The sequence below is a fragment of the Thiovibrio sp. Mzg5 genome, assembly GCF_055379285.1.
The window spans coordinates 1,223,798-1,238,875 of the sequence record NZ_AP022872.1; the positions used below are offsets into that span (position 1 = coordinate 1,223,798).

The window sequence follows — 15,078 nt, forward strand, 5'->3', positions numbered from 1 at the left end:
TCTCAGTCGTCAAAAAGATTATCGTTGTCGATCAAACGTGTAACCCCGACCTTTATGGCCAGGGCCAACACCGCGCCTTTTTGCAAGACGGCTTGGGGCAGCAAAGTCGCCTGATCAACAAGGCTTACATACTCAATAACCACCGCCTCCTGCTGCAACAACTCCTCCACCTCCCGCAGCAGCACCGTTGCCTCAACAAGCCCGGTGCGCACCCGTCTTCTCGCATGGCTAATGGCCCGGAAGAGACAGAGGGCCGCCTGCCGCTCCGGGCCGGAAAGATAGGTGTTCCGGGAGCTCATGGCCAGGCCGTCCGCTTCCCGGACAATTGGGTGGCCGATGATCTCCACATCCCAATTGAGATCCGCCACCATTCTTTCTATCACCGCCAGCTGCTGGAAATCCTTTCTGCCGAAAACAGCACAATGCGGTTTGACAAGATGGAAAAGCTTGGCAACAACGGTGGTTACTCCGGCAAAATGACCCGGACGACTCGCACCGCAGAGGACATCCGTCAATCCCGAGACAATCACTCGGGTGCTGGCCTCCGGAGGATACATGTCGCGGGACTCGGGGGCAAAAAGAACATCCACCCCTTCGGCCTCCGCAAGCTGACAATCCCGGGAAAAATCGCGGGGATACCGACCAAGGTCTTCGTTGACACCAAACTGAATCGGGTTGACAAACAGACTCACCACCGTGCGTCCGGCCTTCTCGCTGGCCTTGCGCATCAAACGCAGATGCCCCTCATGAAAAAAACCCATGGTGGGCACCAGCCCGATTGTCTGTCCGTCGGCAAGCGCCCTATTTGCCCAGGCCGTCATCTCGGCAGGCGTGCGGATGATCTCCATTGCTCAATCTGTACCGTATCAAGTTTTTCCGGACTATCCCGCAACAGCAGAAATTTAAAGCCGATCGAGCTTAGCCTGCACTTTTTCCTTAACCGCCGGAGAAACGGTTTCCTCGGTCAGCACCTTGCCATACATCTCTTTTGCCTGGGGCACGGCTTTCTGCAACTCATAAATCCTGCCCATGGCCAGGTAAGCCTCCCCGGCAAACCCCTTGATCTCCGCCAAGCCCTTGTAGGCGGCAAGGGCCTCGGGCAGGGCATTCTTATTTTCATAGGCCTGAGCCAGATTCAGCTGCACCAGGGGGAACACCGGACTCGACTTGGCCAGATCATCACGAACGCCCAGATACACCTTTATGGCCTCATCATACTGCTGCGCATCAAAGGCAAGATGCCCCAGCTCAACCTTTGCCCACATGGCAGAGCCGGTCCGTCCGTATTCATCAACAACTTTCTGCAAGAGCACCTTGCGTTGCTCAGCCGCACCCTGGTCAACCGCCTCGGCCAGGAGGGCTGCGGCCCGATCATCTTGCTTGGCGAGGTAATAGCGAAGAGAGGACCAGCCCATAATTGCCAGCACGCAGCAGAGCAGGGCGATTATTATATTTCGCTTGTTGTTGCGGATAAACAGGATTGCCTTGGGAGGCAGATTGAACTCTTCGAGCAATCCGTGTTTCTGTAAAGGCTTGTTCAGTATCTCTTGTTGAAAATAAGTATTTTGTTCAGACATGCTTCAACCCCTCGCCGTTACACTGCTTACGTTTTTCCCCTGAAACAACGAAATTTGCCGACACTATACCTTTTCCGCCCGAAAAAAGCATCCGTCATTTTAAATTGTTGTTCGCTGCATCCAGCCGTGCAGACCCGGCCGCAGCCCACGACCACGGAACAAAATACTTGTCGCTGCCGTGCCGGTCATGCTAGGTAGTGAACATGCACAGCATGACCAGCGACCATATCCAAACAGTCAGCGAGCTTACCCAGTCGATCCGGGGGGTGCTTGAGGTTTCCTTTCCTTTTGTGACCGTGGCTGGCGAGATCTCCAACCTGCGCTGTCCCTACTCCGGCCATCTCTATTTCACCCTTAAAGATACAACCGCCCAGATAAAAGCCGTGCTCTTCAAGCCCCAGCAGCGTTATCTCGCCTGCACCCCCGAAGACGGCATGGAGGTAGTCTGCCGGGGCAAGATCTCGTTGTATGAGGCCCGCGGCGAATACCAGCTGATTGTGGACATCCTTGCAACAAAAGGCGCGGGAGCATTGCAGCTTGCCTTCGATCTTCTCAAGCGCAAATTGGCTGCCGAAGGTCTCTTTGCCGGGGAACGCAAAAGACCCCTGCCGCTGCTGCCCGAAAGAATAGCCCTCATCACCTCGCCCAGCGGCGCTGCGGTGCATGATTTTCTCGCCATGGCTCAAAAAAGATGCGCCGCTGTTCCCGTGGAGATTATCCCCGTCAGGGTGCAAGGGGCTGGGGCCATGGAAGATATCATCGAGGCCATCACCCTCTGTAACGAAAGAGGGCGTAATGACGTAATCGTTCTCTGCCGGGGAGGCGGCTCCCTGGAAGATCTGTGGACCTTTAATGAGGAAAAACTCGCCCGGGCCATTGCCGGTTCGCACATCCCGATTGTCTCGGCCATCGGCCATGAGATTGACATCACCATTGCCGACCTGGTCGCGGACTTCCGGGCGCCAACCCCAACCGCCGCAGCCGAAACGGTTGTCCCCAACCGCGCCCAACTGGACGCCCAACTACACAATCTCAGCCGCCGGTTGGCAAGAACGGTTATGGACAGGTTGGCAGTTTCTCGCCGCACCATTGAGGCCCACAAGAGAGCACTGGGCGATCCAACCTCCCTGCTTGACCAGTTCCGCCTCACAACAGACCATGCGCTGGCCTCTCTGCAATTCGCCTTTTCCGGCACCATCCATCAGCGCCAGCTCGATCTGGCCAGACTCAGTCAGGTCCTGGCCCGCCATACCCCGCAACAGCGTCTCGAATATCAACGGCAAGAGGTCCACGAACTGCGCAGGCGCTTGGGCCAGGCTATGCTTCGCCGACAGGAACGCAAGCGTGCAGCATTTGGAAAAACCGCGAGCCTCCTGCATGCCATCAGTCCATTGGCGGTTCTCGCCAGAGGATACAGCATTGTGCAGCAGAAAAATGGAGATGTTATTCGGAGCTACGCAGAGGTACATCTGGGACAAAATCTCAGCATCACCCTGTCCCAGGGAGGGATTGACTGCGAAGTGACGAAAATACTCCCGCCCGGATGATTCTGCCCGTGAGTATGCGGGGTCAATCGTTGTCAATTTTGCACAAAAAAACGGTTTGCAGGATTACCCGCAAACCGTCGCTGTAACTGGTCGGGATGAGAGGATTCGAACCTCCGACCCCGTGCTCCCGAAGCACGTGCTCTACCAGGCTGAGCCACATCCCGACATTATCATTATATTTCCATATTCTCCCCCGCTGTTCTCCGGTAGGAAAATTGTGGACCATATGTACCCAGAGTTTTCTAAGGCGTCAACAAAAAAGAAGGCAGGAACTCCCTTCTCAAGGAGTACCTGCCTTGTCTGTTGAACAGATACAGCGACTGATGAAAATCAGTTTACTTTACTGCTTCAGCAAGCTTGCTGCCGGGCTTAAAGCGAGCAACTTTGCGGGCCTTGATGGTGATGGCCTTTCCGGTCTGAGGATTGCGTCCCTGACGGGCCGCCCTCTTGGTCACAGAAAATGTGCCAAACCCAACCAAAGTTACCTTGTCACCCTTCTTCAAAGCGGTGGTAACTGCGGCCAGCATGCCGCCAAGGGTCTTCTCGGCTGCAGCCTTACTGATACCGCCAGCCTTTGCCATGTTCTCGACTAATTCACTTTTGTTCATTCCTCTCCTTCCTCCTCGTGAATTTAGAGATTCTCTGCCTTCTACAAGCACCGTAATACAGTTGCCTTAGGGGCGATTTAAACTTATGTGAGGTGATTGTCAAACAAAAAAAAGCGTCTGTCAAACAAAAAATGTGATGAAATAAGAAAAAAATGACATATCGATGCATTTTTTTTCGACTGATCTACGACGGAGAATCACCCTCATCAGCCCAATCTCCCTTGCAGATCAAGCACCACCCCACGCACCCCCAAGGACATAAAGCCTTTCTTAATGTCCGAAAATACACGTTTTTTTTGCAGTTCAGCCAAATCTTTTTGCAGAACTGCAATGGTTGCATTTTCTTCGGAAAGGCGCACCCGCACTCCCTTAAACCCTCTTTTTTGCAACAACGCCTCACACTGGGACACTAGTAAAATTTTCTCTCTGGTGATGGGTTCCCACTTCGCTATTCTGGTGGCCAAACATGAGGAGGCATGGACATCCCAGGTTGCCAGGGAAAACTCCCGACTGAGCAACCGGATTTCTTTTTTGGTAAAACCAACATCAGCCAAGGGCGTTTGCACATTCAATTCGGAAGCAGCCAACAACCCTGGTCGATCCTGCCCGATATCGTCGCGGTTGGTGCCGTCGAACAGCACTGCGCCTTTGATAAAAAAAGGATCGGCCAAAAATGTTTGATAGATTTTCTTCTTGCAATGATAGCAGCGGTCGGGACCATTGACTAGAAACCCTGACCAGCTGAACGGCTTGATCTCAATGGGGTGAAAGACGCAACCACGCTCCCGGATAACGCGCTCAACCCGCTCTGATTCAAAGGGCGGTAGAAGTTCGGACTTGGCATGGAAGGCATGTACCGAGGAGGGTCCCAGCGTTGCACAGGCTGCATGCAGGAGAAAGGAACTGTCCACCCCGCCGGAAAAGGCGACAGCAACCTCCTTATGTTGTGAAAATATTTCCTGCAGCTTCCAATATTTTTCGGATAGGGAAGTTTCCACCCTGCGCGCACTTACTCTGACGGCATGGTTTGGATCGGCTTTTCAAGAAAAAACTTGCCTGCTTTTATCCACTCCTTGAGAGTCTCGGCAATTTCCCGAGCCCGCACCACACTGGAGAGGGGTGCGGTGGGCACCATCTTGCCATTCACCTCGATCTGACCGCTTTTCAGCTGTGCATAGCTGACCTCGCCATAGTTGCGCGCCACACCATGGGAATAGTCATAGGAATAATCAACAATCTGGGTAAAGATCTCCGCATCTGAAACCCCGGTATAGGCGGCCATCTCCTCATTGAGGATGGGAATCGGCACCCCGATGCCCACGGCCAGGGAACTGCCGTAGCCCTGCATACTCACGCCCTTGAGCCAGCGGGCAGACATCTGCTTCATGTCTCCCTGCACCATCATGGTGCCGGCCGCCCTTCTGGTGGTGCCGTTTTCCGAACGCAGGGCTTTGGGGTTATGCTGACTGCCGTGCCAGGTCACATAACCGATTCCGCCGCCTAAAAATATCCTCGTTCCCAGACCAATGGTCTTATAAAAAGGATCGTTATGCAGGGGGCTCAACTCACCGGCGCTGCAAAAAGTCGCATTTTTAACCTGGGGTTTCAGGGTGCCCATGTAGGTATAAATGGTCCGCTCGGAAAGATTGATGGCGCAATTGTAATTCTGATAACAATTGCGGGGATTCACCAGGAGCGCGTACGGCAAATCGGCAAGAGTCACCTCTTTTTCCAGATTTTTATTGGGATAGCAGTCGGTTCCATAGCCAACCGACTTCAGGAGCACCTTTTTCCCGGCCACCAAATCTTCAAGCACATGGCCGCCGCCATAGAGAAATTCGCCAGGAAAAACCTTATTCAAAGGATCATCCTCGGTCGGCTCTGTGGCCCCGAGATAGACATCAACGGCGGCAAGACCGGCATAGGCAGGGACATTGTTCATCCACACCTTGAGCGCCTTGTGGGTGGGGTTGGAGTGGCCAAAATTGATAAACGCCCCGGAAGAACACATGGGCGAGAAGGTGCCGGTGGTGACCACGTCCACCTTTCTGGCCGCCTCCACCGGGCCGTGCTTTTTCACAATGCCGACCATCTCTTCGGCGGTGACCACCACGGCCTGCCCCGCCTTGATCTTGGCATTGATTTCTTCGTATGTTTTCTGAACCTTGAACTCGCTCATATAACCCGCTCCTTCCCGGGAATAATCATGCCATGACCAGGGGACTTAATCCACCACCGAGACAACTTTGTGGCCGGCATTTTCCAGGGCCTCAATCGCTTTATCCAACTCACCCTTCTCCAGCCTGAAGCAATACAATTTCCGCCGGGAGGAATGGCTTTCCGTTGCCACGCTGATTATCTCACACCCGTGCTCTTTAATGATCCTGGTAACGCCCTCGACCCCGCCGACCTTGCCGACCAGAACATCCAACCGCGATGAGTCCCGCAACAACCCCATCATGTTGATGAAGGCCGAGAGCAAATCAATGGCGGTGATGATCCCCACCAGCTTTTTCTTATCAAGAACCGGCAACCCGCCGATCTTGTAATCGTGAATGAGGCGAGCGGCCTTTTCGATGCTGGCGTTGATATTGACGGTAATGGGGTTCAGTACCATCACCTCATGCACCTGGATATCTTTCTCTTGGGCAGGGAACGAATACTGCCGCAGATCGCTTTCCGTTATAAAGCCGACCAGCTGCTCCTCCTCCACCACCGGCAGATGACGGATGGAATGTTTTTTCATCAACGCCCCGGCCTCTTGCAGCAAGGCATTTTTCCCGATGATGATCAGGTCTTTTTGCATGCAGCTTTTTACTTTCATAATTCGGCCTGGGAAGCGATTGCGAATTTATTTTCTCTCACTCTGACTGACACAATAAGGGCTTGCCGTTACAGCAAAGCCATGAATATCTCATTAAAACGTTTATACATTATCCACCCGGAGAAGCAAATAGTTAATCCCCTTGCTTGGCGACTTTCCGCGAAGAAACAGCCCCTGGTGGATAAGCAGAATTTTTTCCCTTTTATTTTTCCCTGGATACGATTAAGAAAGTCACTGTGCCCAAAGGCAATTGCCTGAAATCACAAAAGCCTTGCCCCGGAATAGGGCATACAGCAAATATGTTCCCAAGACACAGCCCTCAACGCCCGGCAATCTCATGATGAAAAACAAAAAAGACCTCACCCTTGCCGATGTCCGGCAACAGATCGACGCCATAGACAGCCAGTTCTTGGAGCTTCTCAAAAAACGGTTGCTCTGCGCCAAAAAAATCGGCGAGCTCAAGAACCAGAACAACAAGGCCAAATGGGATCCGTTGCGGGAGCGGCAGATTTTCGAACGTCTGCTCGCGGAAAACAACGGCGCCTTTCCCGAGCAACCCCTCCTGAGCATCTTCCACGAGATCATCACCACCTGCCGACTCTCGCAAAAAAATGTGGAAGTCGCCTACCTGGGGCCGGAAGCAACCTTTTCCCATCTGGCCGGGGTGAAATACTTCGGACACTCCGCCAAGTATCTCCCCCTGGAAACCATTGAGGACATATTCGACGAGGTTGAGCGGGGCAGAACCCAATACGGCATAGTCCCGGTGGAAAACTCCATCGAAGGCGCGGTCACTTCGACCCTGGATTCTTTCATCAAATATAATGTCAAAATCTGTGGGGAATTGAATCTGGCGATCATCCAGAACCTGGTCAATAAATCAGGCAACATGGATGACATCAAGCTGGTGGTTTCCCATCCGCAGCCCATTGCCCAGTGTCGGCAATGGCTGAAAAAACATCTTCCCAACGTCACGGTCCAGGATGTCTTTTCCACCAGCGTTGCCGCGAAAATGGCGGCGGAAGACCCTACCGTGGCAGCCATTGCCAGCTCACTGGCCATCACGACCTACCAGTTGCAGACGGTGGTCAAGGGAATCGAGGATTACCGGGGCAACACCACCCGCTTCCTGCTCATCGGCAAGGAATCACCCTCCCGAAGCGGCAAGGACAAGACCTCTCTCCTGGTCAGCCTCCTAGACCGGCCCGGCGCCTTAAACGATGCCCTGAGCATCCTGGCCCAGCGCTCCATCAACCTGACCCGGATCGAATCCCGTCCGGTCAAGGACGAACCCGGCCGTTACCTGTTTTTCATCGACATGCTTGGCCATCTTGAGGATGACATTGTCAGGGATGGCTGCGAAAGACTAAAAGAAATCTGCTCATATTTCGAATGGCTGGGGTCCTACCCCAGGCTGGAAGAGTAACGCAGGCACAGAGCAAAGGGGTAACATCTCAATTCCTTACCCCTTCCTCCCCTCATTTATCCCCCGATCCGTGACATCTGCCCATGGCAGCTTCCCCGGTCATCCACCGAAATGGAATGCCCTTTCGGCTTGTTCAGGATAGTTGCGACAATAAGCTCCCTGATCTCTTCATCGTCTGCCCCGCTGCGCAACCTTTCCCTAAGATCGGTTTCCTGGTCGGATAAAAGACAGGACCGCAATCTGCCTTCCGAAGTGAGCCGCAAGCGGTTGCACCGGTCGCAGAAGTGGTGGCTGATGGGGCTGATAAAACCGACACTGCCGACAGCCCCGGCAAACCGGTAAATACGAGCTGGCCCGTCCATGCGCTTGGCCTCCACCGGCGCAAGTGGACCCAAGGGCTTGAGAAGCTCCATGATTTCCTGGGAGCTGATGTATTTTCCTTGGTCACAGAGGGCCGAAGCGCCAATGGGCATGAACTCGATAAAACGAATCTGGAGAGGCTCGGTAAGGGTCAGTCGGGCAAAATCGATGAACTCGTCATCATTGATCCCCTTCAGGGCAACGACGTTCAGTTTGATCGGGGAAAAACCAAGCTCTCTAGCCTTGCTGATCCCGGCCCAGACCCGAGCAAAGGCGTCAACCCCGGTAATCTGCTGGAAACGCTCCGGACGCAGGGTGTCGAGGCTAATATTCAGCTTGCTGATCCCGGCCTGTTGCAAGGCCTCGGCATAATCGGCCAGCAAAACACCGTTGGTGGTAAGACGGATGTCGGTGAGGCCCGGAATTTTGGCCAGCGCCTTGATAAAGGAGAGCACATCCCGCCGCACCAGGGGTTCACCGCCGGTCAGCCGGACCTTCTCAATGCCAAGCGAAACGGCAATGCGCACGACCCTGAGAATCTCCTCGTAGCTGAGCAGCTCCTCGTTGGCCAACTTGATCTGCCCTTCCTGCGGCGTGCAGTACTGACAGCGAAGATTGCAGTGGTCGGTAAGAGAAATCCGCAGATAACTGATGGAACGGGCAAACATGTCCGTCAAACGCTCGCCCTGGGTTTGCCCGGAAAGAACCGGTTCCGACGGAGTGGCAGGAGCGGCCGGTTGCTTTATTGCATATCGGTCGTGGTTGGTTGTCATGCTCGTCATGCTCTCATAACGTGTATCTTTAACAATGAAAATGCAAACAGGGGAAACCATCCTGGGCCGACGCCCACCCGGCTGTCCGGTTGAAATCGTCCGCTCCGACTGCATCAATCTTTGATTTTTTCCGGCTTTCCTGCTACATAGTGAAGGACGTCAGACTACGATGCCTGGAAGCATTCGTCAATCGTCATTTATGCACTCCCCCTCTTAAAATTCACCTTGGGAAAAACCGTTCATGCTCATCCTCGGCATTGAAAGCTCCTGCGATGAAACCGCCGCAGCGGTTCTGCGCGATGGCCACACCCTGCTGAGCAATATCATCAACTCCCAGGTGGCCGTGCATAGCCCCTACGGCGGGGTGGTTCCCGAGCTTGCCTCCCGGAAGCATCTGGAGAACATCTATCCGGTGGTGGATACGGCGCTGAAACAGGCCGGGATAACCCTGGACGATCTGGATGGCCTGGCCGTCACCCAAGGGCCGGGCCTGGTCGGCTCATTGCTCATCGGCCTTTCCTTTGCCAAAGCCATTTCCGCGGTAAAAGGCATCCCCTATGTGGGGGTTGACCACATTGTCGGCCATCTCCTCTCCCCTTTTCTGGAAAAGGAGCAGCCGGAATTTCCCTATATCGCCTTGGTTGCCTCGGGCGGACATTCCAGCATCTTCCTAGTTCAGGGCCACACCGCCATCCAACCCCTGGGCAGAACCCGCGATGATGCGGCAGGGGAGGCCTTTGACAAGGTGGGCAAAATTCTTGGCCTGGAATATCCAGGCGGGCCGGTGATCAGCCGGTTGGCCGAGCAAGGAAACCCCGCAGCGATCCCCTTCCCCCGCGCCTGGCTTGCTCCGGACAGTCTCGATTTCAGTTTCAGCGGCCTAAAAACCTCAGTGGCCAATTATGTCCACCAGCGCCAGCAGAAAAACGAACCGTTCAGCATCCCCGATGTCTGCGCCTCTTTTCAGGAAGCGGTGGTGGAGGTGCTGTGCGAAAAAGTGCTCAAGGCCGCGCAACTGCACGGAATCTCCACCGTCGCCCTAGCCGGGGGGGTGGCAGCCAACTCCCGATTGCGCGCCGCCCTCCAGAACCTCGGCGCCGAAAAGAACATCCGGATATTCATGCCCTCCCTGGAGCTGTGTACCGATAATGCCGCGATGATCGCCCTGGCAGGCTTTTATCATTTTGCCGAAAAAGCCACGACCTCGTTTGACACCGATGCCTATTCCCGCTCGCCGTTCCTGCATCCTGGGCCTGTTCCCGGTGGAGGTTCGCCGACTCCGCCAGCAGTCCGTGCCGAACCATGAAGCCCAACCGCGCCGCAAAATACTATTATCTGAAATTTCTCCGCCTGCAGGGCGACCCGCATTCCCTGGCCCTGGGTGTGGCCATCGGTCTCTTTGTCGGTATTACCCCGACCATCCCCCTGCACACCGCGCTGATCATCATCCTGGCCTGGATTCTCCGGGGAAACATCCTTGCCGCCCTGATCGCGGCCACGGCGATCAGCAATCCCCTCACCTGGCTGCCACAATATTATTTTTCCTGGCGGGTGGGAAACTGGCTGCTTCCCGGGCGTCTTTCCTGGGAGCGGATACATGGTCTGCTGGGGTTGTTTGCCTCTGACGCAGGCTTTACCCAAAACCTTGCCATCCTCGGACAACTGGGTCTTGAGGCGGTTGCGGTCATGCTGGTCGGCGGAATCCTGCTGGCAATCCCGTTTACCTGCGCCGGCTACCTTCTTTCTTTCAAATTCTTCCGCGCTCTCCGCAAAAAGAGACAGGAAAAACACTTCCTTAAATGAGACCCCATGAGCAACGATCTGCCCATAAAAAAAATCCTGACCTCGCACCAGCTGGCCCCCAGCAAAAAACTGGGGCAGAATTTCCTGGTCCACCGCCAAACAGCGGAACGCATTGTCGAGCTCTCGGGCGTGACCCAAGAAGATTCTGTTCTGGAGCTTGGGGTGGGCCTGGGATCCCTGACCCTGCCCCTGGCCGAACGGGTCAGACAGGTAATCGGCCTGGAGCTTGATGCCGGGATCGTTGCCTACCACCAGGAGCACCAGTCTCTGCCCGGCAACGTCACCCTCATCCATCAAGATCTGCTCAAAGCCGACTTTGCCGAACTTGCCGCCCAGACCAATGGCCCACTGAAGATCCTGGCCAACCTCCCCTACTCCATCTCCAACCTGCTTCTTTTCAAGCTCATCGAAAGCCACGAATCCCTGAGTTGGGCCGTGCTCATGCTGCAAAAAGAGGTAGGCCAGCGCCTCACCGCCCCGGTGGGCTCCAAGGAATACGGGGTGCTCTCCGTCCTGCTCGCCGATTGCGCCTCGGTGCAAACCATCATGCAGGTAGGACCCGGCCAGTTCCATCCGCGTCCCAAGGTTGATTCGGTGGTGGTGCGGATCACTTTCCGCCCGGTGCCTCCACGGGTGGCGCAGATTCCTCCCCATGACCGGAAACTGCTCCGGCGCATCGTCAATGCCGCCTTTGGCCAGCGGCGCAAGACTCTGCGCAATTCCTTGAGCGCCGGCATGATCAACGGGTTGTCCCGGGAGCAAATCTCCGCCCTGCTGACGCAATCGGGGATCAACCCGGAAACCCGGGCGGAGCGACTGACCATTGAAGATTTTGTCCGCCTGACCAACGCCGTGACCGGCTGCCCCCCAAGCTGATCCGCCATGCGCGACTTTGTTTTCCACAACCCGACCAAGATCATCTTCGGTCGAGGCGCCCTTGGCCAGACAGGCGAGCAGACCGCATCCGTCGGCACCAAGGCCTTGCTGGTCACCGGCAGAGAGAACCTGAAGAAAATTGGCGTTTACCAGGCGGTCCTTCATTCCTTGCGCCAGGCCGGAATTGAGGTTATCGAACACGAGGGGGTACAGCCGAATCCCATTGTAAGCCACGTCCAACAAGGCATTACCCTGGTGCGAAAAAACGGGGTCGGGGTTATTGTCGCCGTGGGAGGCGGCAGCGTCATTGACAGCGCCAAGGCCATTGCCGCCGGAACCTTGGCAAATCATGATGTCTGGGGTTTTTTCAAGGGAAAAAAAAGCATCAAGGCAGCCCTGCCGGTTGTCGCCGTGCCCACGGTCGCCGGCTCGGGGTCGGAAACAAACAACGGCATGGTGCTCACCAATGAAGCAACCAGTCAGAAGATCGGCATCGGCAACCGACACCTTTTTCCCAGCATCGCCATCCTGGACCCCACCGTCACCTTCAGCGTTCCGCCATCCACCACCGCCTTCGGGGCAGTGGACGCCTTCAGCCATCTGCTTGAGTTTTACTTGAACCGGGAAGAGTCCTTTTCCCCCTTGCAGGATCATTACAGCGCCGGACTCATGAAAACCCTGATGGCCGCCTGCGAGGCAGCCTTGGCCAACCCCGAGGATTATCAGAGCCGCGCCGAACTCATGTGGGCAAGCGCTCTGGCCTTAAACGGCATCAGCGCCGCAGGTCTGGGCCGGGTCGGATTTCCCTGCCACCTGATCGAACACTCCCTCAGCGGACTGCACGATATCCCCCACGGCGCCGGACTCGCGGCAATCCTGCCCGGAGCCATGGCCTTTGCCGCCAGGAAAAACCCAGCCCGCCAGGCCCTGTTTGCCACCCATGTTTTTGGGGTGGAGAAGACGGACCAGCAGCTCCTGGCCCAGGAAGGGATACGTCTTTTCAGCCAATGGTTGCAAAAAATTGCCGCCCCCACCTCGCTTGCCGACCTGGGCCTCTCGCAGCAAGATATCCCTGCCCTTGCCGCCAACACCCAGGCCCAGGCACGCCTGTGGCGACTTACGGGGTATTCGCCGGAGCTTGTCGAAGCAATTCTTTGGGAGTGTCTGTGATGGCGAATTTTCCGGCCGGGCCTGTGTATTCAACCAGTTCCGCCGTCAAGGAACCGATGACGATCTTCGCCTGAATCCTGGTGGGAATCCGCCAGGCGTCATCGGTGAGCCAAACAAGAGGATCGCCTATCTTTTCATACAGCCCCTTGAATTTCAGATGCGGCTGAACCTTGATGGTATTTTTCTTTCCCAGCACGCTTTCCTGCTCTTCCTTTCCCTCTACGGTGACGACCACCTCATGTCGCTTTTTATCGGCGAAAGTAGGGACGACCATCGGGGCCTCCCCGACAAAGGACAAAGCCCGCATGAAGAAGAATGAGGAAAACTCGTTATGCATCGGGCCATCAACCTGATATATATCAGCGGGCTCATCATTTTTACGGTGGGACACGCGAAACTTCTCCTGGTCATATTTGGTAATCTTGCTGTTAATGCGACGCCCCTCCTTCTGCTGCATTTCATGACGGATTGGTAAGCGCATTGGCCCCTGCACGATGGTGCGGAACTGATCCTCCACCGGGTAGAATACCGCAAGCAGCCCAGCGCTCCTGGCAGTCACGTCAAGGGCAAATGTTTCCTGGCGGTCGGCAATTTTGCTGACTTGCATGACGAGTTCGCCCGCCGTTATGCCAAGCCAACTCACCTTATAGCGCAAGGTCTCTCCACCAGCATAGGCGGTTTGCAACAGCGCCTCATCCGGTTTGGTTCCAGGATTTGCCATCTCGGTTGCGCGTGGGGACAGAGCACGCACAACAAGGAAACCCTCGGCATCAAGAAGTTCCTCGCCCCAGGAAAGGGAAGAAAAAAACGAGCAAGATACGATACAAAAAAGAACCATGCCCACCTGAAGGTTACAAATATTCCTTGTCGCCATTATCCGCACGAAAGCCTCGTCAAAAAGGTTTCCCGGTTGCGCCAACCGAGCCGCGTGATTGTTCATCCTCGTTTTTTTGCTGTTTTCACCTAACTTTTCTGTGATACACAATTATAATAACACCGTTGCCAGAGCAAGCCAACAAAGCAGAGTCAGCCCTTAGCGCTAAAAAACAGAGAAAAGATCATGTCCTTTACCAACAGAAAACAGTATGGACAATTTTCTGCCGTCATGCACAGGGAATACGAACGGGCTGTGAAAAAAATGCGGGAAGAGCTGTCCCAAGGCCGGACATATGACCATGCCTGCAATACCATGGTTGATATCAGTCAGGAGATACAGTCTTTTGTCAAAGAAGATTTTCTCAAAATCATCATCGCAGAAGAACATTTCGGAGGAGGAATCGAAATCTCCGACATCGCCCTGTTGCTTGATCTTCCATACGAAAAGGTCGAATCCGCCAGGCTGGCATTGCTCAACGACATGAGGCGGGAAGCAGAATACCATCTGGAGCGGCAAACCACAAAAATCAACTGACATGCCCTGCGTATTAGGGCATGCAGGGCATGTTTTGCGCAACACCCTGGCTCGCAGTCAAAAAAATAGGTGGGCTTCAACAGGGAAGCCCACCCAAACACCCAAAGAAAAAAACGATCAGCGCATCTTACCAGCGACAGGAACGATGATGGGGGCCGGAGCCCATACCCATGCCAGGGCCGCCACACCCGAAACCGGCTTGGGCCAGGCCTGCATCCTGAGCTTTCTTGTGCATCTGGCCACGGAGATCAAACAACTCCTCGGAGAGTCTTGCCGCTTTTTTCTCGTCCGGCTTTTCCCCGCTCATGACCGCGTCCAGCTCGGTTTTCTTGGAAAACATCTTCTTGCGCAGATCTGTTGTCTCGTTAAAAAATTTCTCCCTGGCTTTCAAGGTCTCTTCGCTCATCTGCCCTTGACCTTGCCCAGGGCCGCCCATCATTGCACAGCCTGGCCCCATGCCTGGTCCGCCTCCCCAGGGTTGCGCCTCGGCAAGCTGATATCCGGCCAAACCAATCAGGGCAATTGCGGCAACTGCAAGTAGTGTCTTTTTCATTGTGTGCCTCCAGAACATTTGGTGTTGAATTGAATGGGTTGCAATGGTTTCTCTGTGTATCCTGTTCTTATTACAACAACCATGCCAACAACCGAACAAAATACAACTTCCCGAAATAACAGGTTTTTATTTAAACAAAAAGATAGGGAC

16 protein-coding genes and 1 tRNA gene are annotated in these 15,078 nt (G+C 54.8%); 7 read left to right on the forward strand and 10 right to left on the reverse strand.

The window, feature by feature from the left end; translation table 11 throughout:
• Positions 1 to 2: 2 nt before the first annotated feature.
• Together panC and ACZ46D_RS05480 are read right to left on the reverse strand one after the other, a co-directional pair.
• Positions 3 to 848: a pantoate--beta-alanine ligase gene (gene panC, locus ACZ46D_RS05475; RefSeq protein WP_464929031.1), complete on the reverse strand. Its 846-nt coding sequence runs from the start codon at positions 846 to 848 to the stop codon at positions 3 to 5.
• A 54-nt stretch (positions 849 to 902) separates the two neighbouring features.
• Positions 903 to 1,577 carry a YfgM family protein gene (locus ACZ46D_RS05480; RefSeq protein WP_464929032.1) on the reverse strand — a complete coding sequence of 225 codons (675 nt, stop codon included), beginning with the start codon at positions 1,575 to 1,577 and terminating at the stop codon, positions 903 to 905.
• A 203-nt stretch (positions 1,578 to 1,780) separates the two neighbouring features.
• On the opposite strand from ACZ46D_RS05480, the gene xseA reads away from it, so the two are divergent.
• Positions 1,781 to 3,124 carry an exodeoxyribonuclease VII large subunit gene (gene xseA / locus ACZ46D_RS05485; protein WP_464929033.1) on the forward strand — a complete coding sequence of 448 codons (1,344 nt, stop codon included), beginning with the start codon at positions 1,781 to 1,783 and terminating at the stop codon, positions 3,122 to 3,124.
• Positions 3,125 to 3,211: 87 nt separating this feature from the next.
• On the opposite strand, the gene ACZ46D_RS05490 is transcribed toward xseA, so the two are convergent.
• The 5 genes from ACZ46D_RS05490 to ACZ46D_RS05510 all read right to left on the reverse strand — a co-directional run bounded on the left by ACZ46D_RS05490 (position 3,212) and on the right by ACZ46D_RS05510 (position 6,556).
• Positions 3,212 to 3,288 (reverse strand) — tRNA-Pro (locus ACZ46D_RS05490).
• A 171-nt stretch (positions 3,289 to 3,459) separates the two neighbouring features.
• Entirely contained in the window at positions 3,460 to 3,732 is a 273-nt protein-coding gene (locus ACZ46D_RS05495) for an HU family DNA-binding protein (protein ID WP_464929034.1), read from the reverse strand.
• Positions 3,733 to 3,938: 206 nt separating this feature from the next.
• Positions 3,939 to 4,730, reverse strand: coding sequence for an ATP-dependent sacrificial sulfur transferase LarE (gene larE / locus ACZ46D_RS05500; RefSeq protein ID WP_464929035.1), 792 nt, complete (start codon positions 4,728 to 4,730; stop codon positions 3,939 to 3,941).
• Between the two features lie 11 nt (positions 4,731 to 4,741).
• A complete protein-coding gene (locus ACZ46D_RS05505; RefSeq protein WP_464929036.1) occupies positions 4,742 to 5,911 on the reverse strand; it encodes a homocysteine biosynthesis protein in 1,170 nt (389 codons plus the stop codon).
• A 45-nt stretch (positions 5,912 to 5,956) separates the two neighbouring features.
• Positions 5,957 to 6,556, reverse strand: coding sequence for a CBS domain-containing protein (locus tag ACZ46D_RS05510; RefSeq protein ID WP_464929037.1), 600 nt, complete (start codon positions 6,554 to 6,556; stop codon positions 5,957 to 5,959).
• 337 nt (positions 6,557 to 6,893) lie between these two features.
• Between ACZ46D_RS05510 and pheA the strand changes: the two genes are divergently transcribed.
• Entirely contained in the window at positions 6,894 to 7,982 is a 1,089-nt protein-coding gene (gene pheA / locus ACZ46D_RS05515) for a prephenate dehydratase (RefSeq protein ID WP_464929038.1), read from the forward strand.
• 56 nt (positions 7,983 to 8,038) lie between these two features.
• Here the strand turns inward: pheA and moaA are convergent, their stop codons facing one another.
• On the reverse strand, positions 8,039 to 9,124 hold the full coding sequence (gene moaA, locus ACZ46D_RS05520) for a GTP 3',8-cyclase MoaA (protein ID WP_464929039.1): 1,086 nt from the start codon (positions 9,122 to 9,124) through the stop codon (positions 8,039 to 8,041).
• Positions 9,125 to 9,356: 232 nt separating this feature from the next.
• On the opposite strand from moaA, the gene tsaD reads away from it, so the two are divergent.
• From tsaD to ACZ46D_RS05540, 4 genes are read left to right on the forward strand one after another with little or no spacing between them, the layout of a single operon-like run.
• Positions 9,357 to 10,421 carry a tRNA (adenosine(37)-N6)-threonylcarbamoyltransferase complex transferase subunit TsaD gene (gene tsaD / locus ACZ46D_RS05525; RefSeq protein WP_464929040.1) on the forward strand — a complete coding sequence of 355 codons (1,065 nt, stop codon included), beginning with the start codon at positions 9,357 to 9,359 and terminating at the stop codon, positions 10,419 to 10,421.
• Positions 10,418 to 10,918: a DUF2062 domain-containing protein gene (locus ACZ46D_RS05530; RefSeq protein ID WP_464929041.1), complete on the forward strand. Its 501-nt coding sequence runs from the start codon at positions 10,418 to 10,420 to the stop codon at positions 10,916 to 10,918. The genes tsaD and ACZ46D_RS05530 overlap by 4 nt, the downstream gene beginning before the upstream one ends.
• Before the next feature lie 6 nt (positions 10,919 to 10,924).
• Positions 10,925 to 11,794 carry a 16S rRNA (adenine(1518)-N(6)/adenine(1519)-N(6))-dimethyltransferase RsmA gene (rsmA, locus tag ACZ46D_RS05535; RefSeq protein WP_464929042.1) on the forward strand — a complete coding sequence of 290 codons (870 nt, stop codon included), beginning with the start codon at positions 10,925 to 10,927 and terminating at the stop codon, positions 11,792 to 11,794.
• Between the two features lie 6 nt (positions 11,795 to 11,800).
• Entirely contained in the window at positions 11,801 to 12,964 is a 1,164-nt protein-coding gene (locus ACZ46D_RS05540) for an iron-containing alcohol dehydrogenase (protein ID WP_464929043.1), read from the forward strand.
• Here ACZ46D_RS05540 and ACZ46D_RS05545 read toward each other — a convergent pair.
• Complete coding sequence (locus tag ACZ46D_RS05545; protein ID WP_464929044.1) at positions 12,912 to 13,904, reverse strand: DUF3108 domain-containing protein; 993 nt, start codon at positions 13,902 to 13,904, stop codon at positions 12,912 to 12,914. The two genes, ACZ46D_RS05540 and ACZ46D_RS05545, sit on opposite strands and share 53 nt — an antisense overlap.
• A gap of 120 nt (positions 13,905 to 14,024) precedes the next feature.
• Between ACZ46D_RS05545 and ACZ46D_RS05550 the strand changes: the two genes are divergently transcribed.
• A complete protein-coding gene (locus tag ACZ46D_RS05550; protein WP_464929045.1) occupies positions 14,025 to 14,375 on the forward strand; it encodes a hypothetical protein in 351 nt (116 codons plus the stop codon).
• 127 nt (positions 14,376 to 14,502) lie between these two features.
• Here the strand turns inward: ACZ46D_RS05550 and ACZ46D_RS05555 are convergent, their stop codons facing one another.
• The gene (locus ACZ46D_RS05555) at positions 14,503 to 14,928 is read right to left on the reverse strand and encodes a periplasmic heavy metal sensor (RefSeq protein WP_464929046.1); all 426 of its coding nucleotides are present in this window, start codon (positions 14,926 to 14,928) and stop codon (positions 14,503 to 14,505) included.
• Between the last annotated feature and the right edge of the window lie 150 nt (positions 14,929 to 15,078).

Bases quoted from the DNA above. Each gene is read 5' to 3' on its own strand.
- ACZ46D_RS05505 (WP_464929036.1), bottom strand. From the start codon at position 5,911: ATGAGCGAGTTCAAGGTTCAGAAAACATACGAAGAAATCAATGCCAAG.
- ACZ46D_RS05480 (WP_464929032.1), bottom strand. From the start codon at position 1,577: ATGTCTGAACAAAATACTTATTTTCAACAAGAGATACTGAACAAGCCT.
- tsaD (WP_464929040.1), top strand. From the start codon at position 9,357: ATGCTCATCCTCGGCATTGAAAGCTCCTGCGATGAAACCGCCGCAGCG.
- ACZ46D_RS05545 (WP_464929044.1), bottom strand. From the start codon at position 13,904: ATGAACAATCACGCGGCTCGGTTGGCGCAACCGGGAAACCTTTTTGAC.
- rsmA (WP_464929042.1), top strand. From the start codon at position 10,925: ATGAGCAACGATCTGCCCATAAAAAAAATCCTGACCTCGCACCAGCTG.
- ACZ46D_RS05495 (WP_464929034.1), bottom strand. From the start codon at position 3,732: ATGAACAAAAGTGAATTAGTCGAGAACATGGCAAAGGCTGGCGGTATC.
- moaA (WP_464929039.1), bottom strand. From the start codon at position 9,124: ATGACGAGCATGACAACCAACCACGACCGATATGCAATAAAGCAACCG.
- ACZ46D_RS05550 (WP_464929045.1), top strand. From the start codon at position 14,025: ATGTCCTTTACCAACAGAAAACAGTATGGACAATTTTCTGCCGTCATG.
- xseA (WP_464929033.1), top strand. From the start codon at position 1,781: ATGCACAGCATGACCAGCGACCATATCCAAACAGTCAGCGAGCTTACC.
- panC (WP_464929031.1), bottom strand. From the start codon at position 848: ATGGAGATCATCCGCACGCCTGCCGAGATGACGGCCTGGGCAAATAGG.
- pheA (WP_464929038.1), top strand. From the start codon at position 6,894: ATGATGAAAAACAAAAAAGACCTCACCCTTGCCGATGTCCGGCAACAG.
- ACZ46D_RS05510 (WP_464929037.1), bottom strand. From the start codon at position 6,556: ATGAAAGTAAAAAGCTGCATGCAAAAAGACCTGATCATCATCGGGAAA.
- ACZ46D_RS05530 (WP_464929041.1), top strand. From the start codon at position 10,418: ATGAAGCCCAACCGCGCCGCAAAATACTATTATCTGAAATTTCTCCGC.
- ACZ46D_RS05555 (WP_464929046.1), bottom strand. From the start codon at position 14,928: ATGAAAAAGACACTACTTGCAGTTGCCGCAATTGCCCTGATTGGTTTG.
- ACZ46D_RS05540 (WP_464929043.1), top strand. From the start codon at position 11,801: ATGCGCGACTTTGTTTTCCACAACCCGACCAAGATCATCTTCGGTCGA.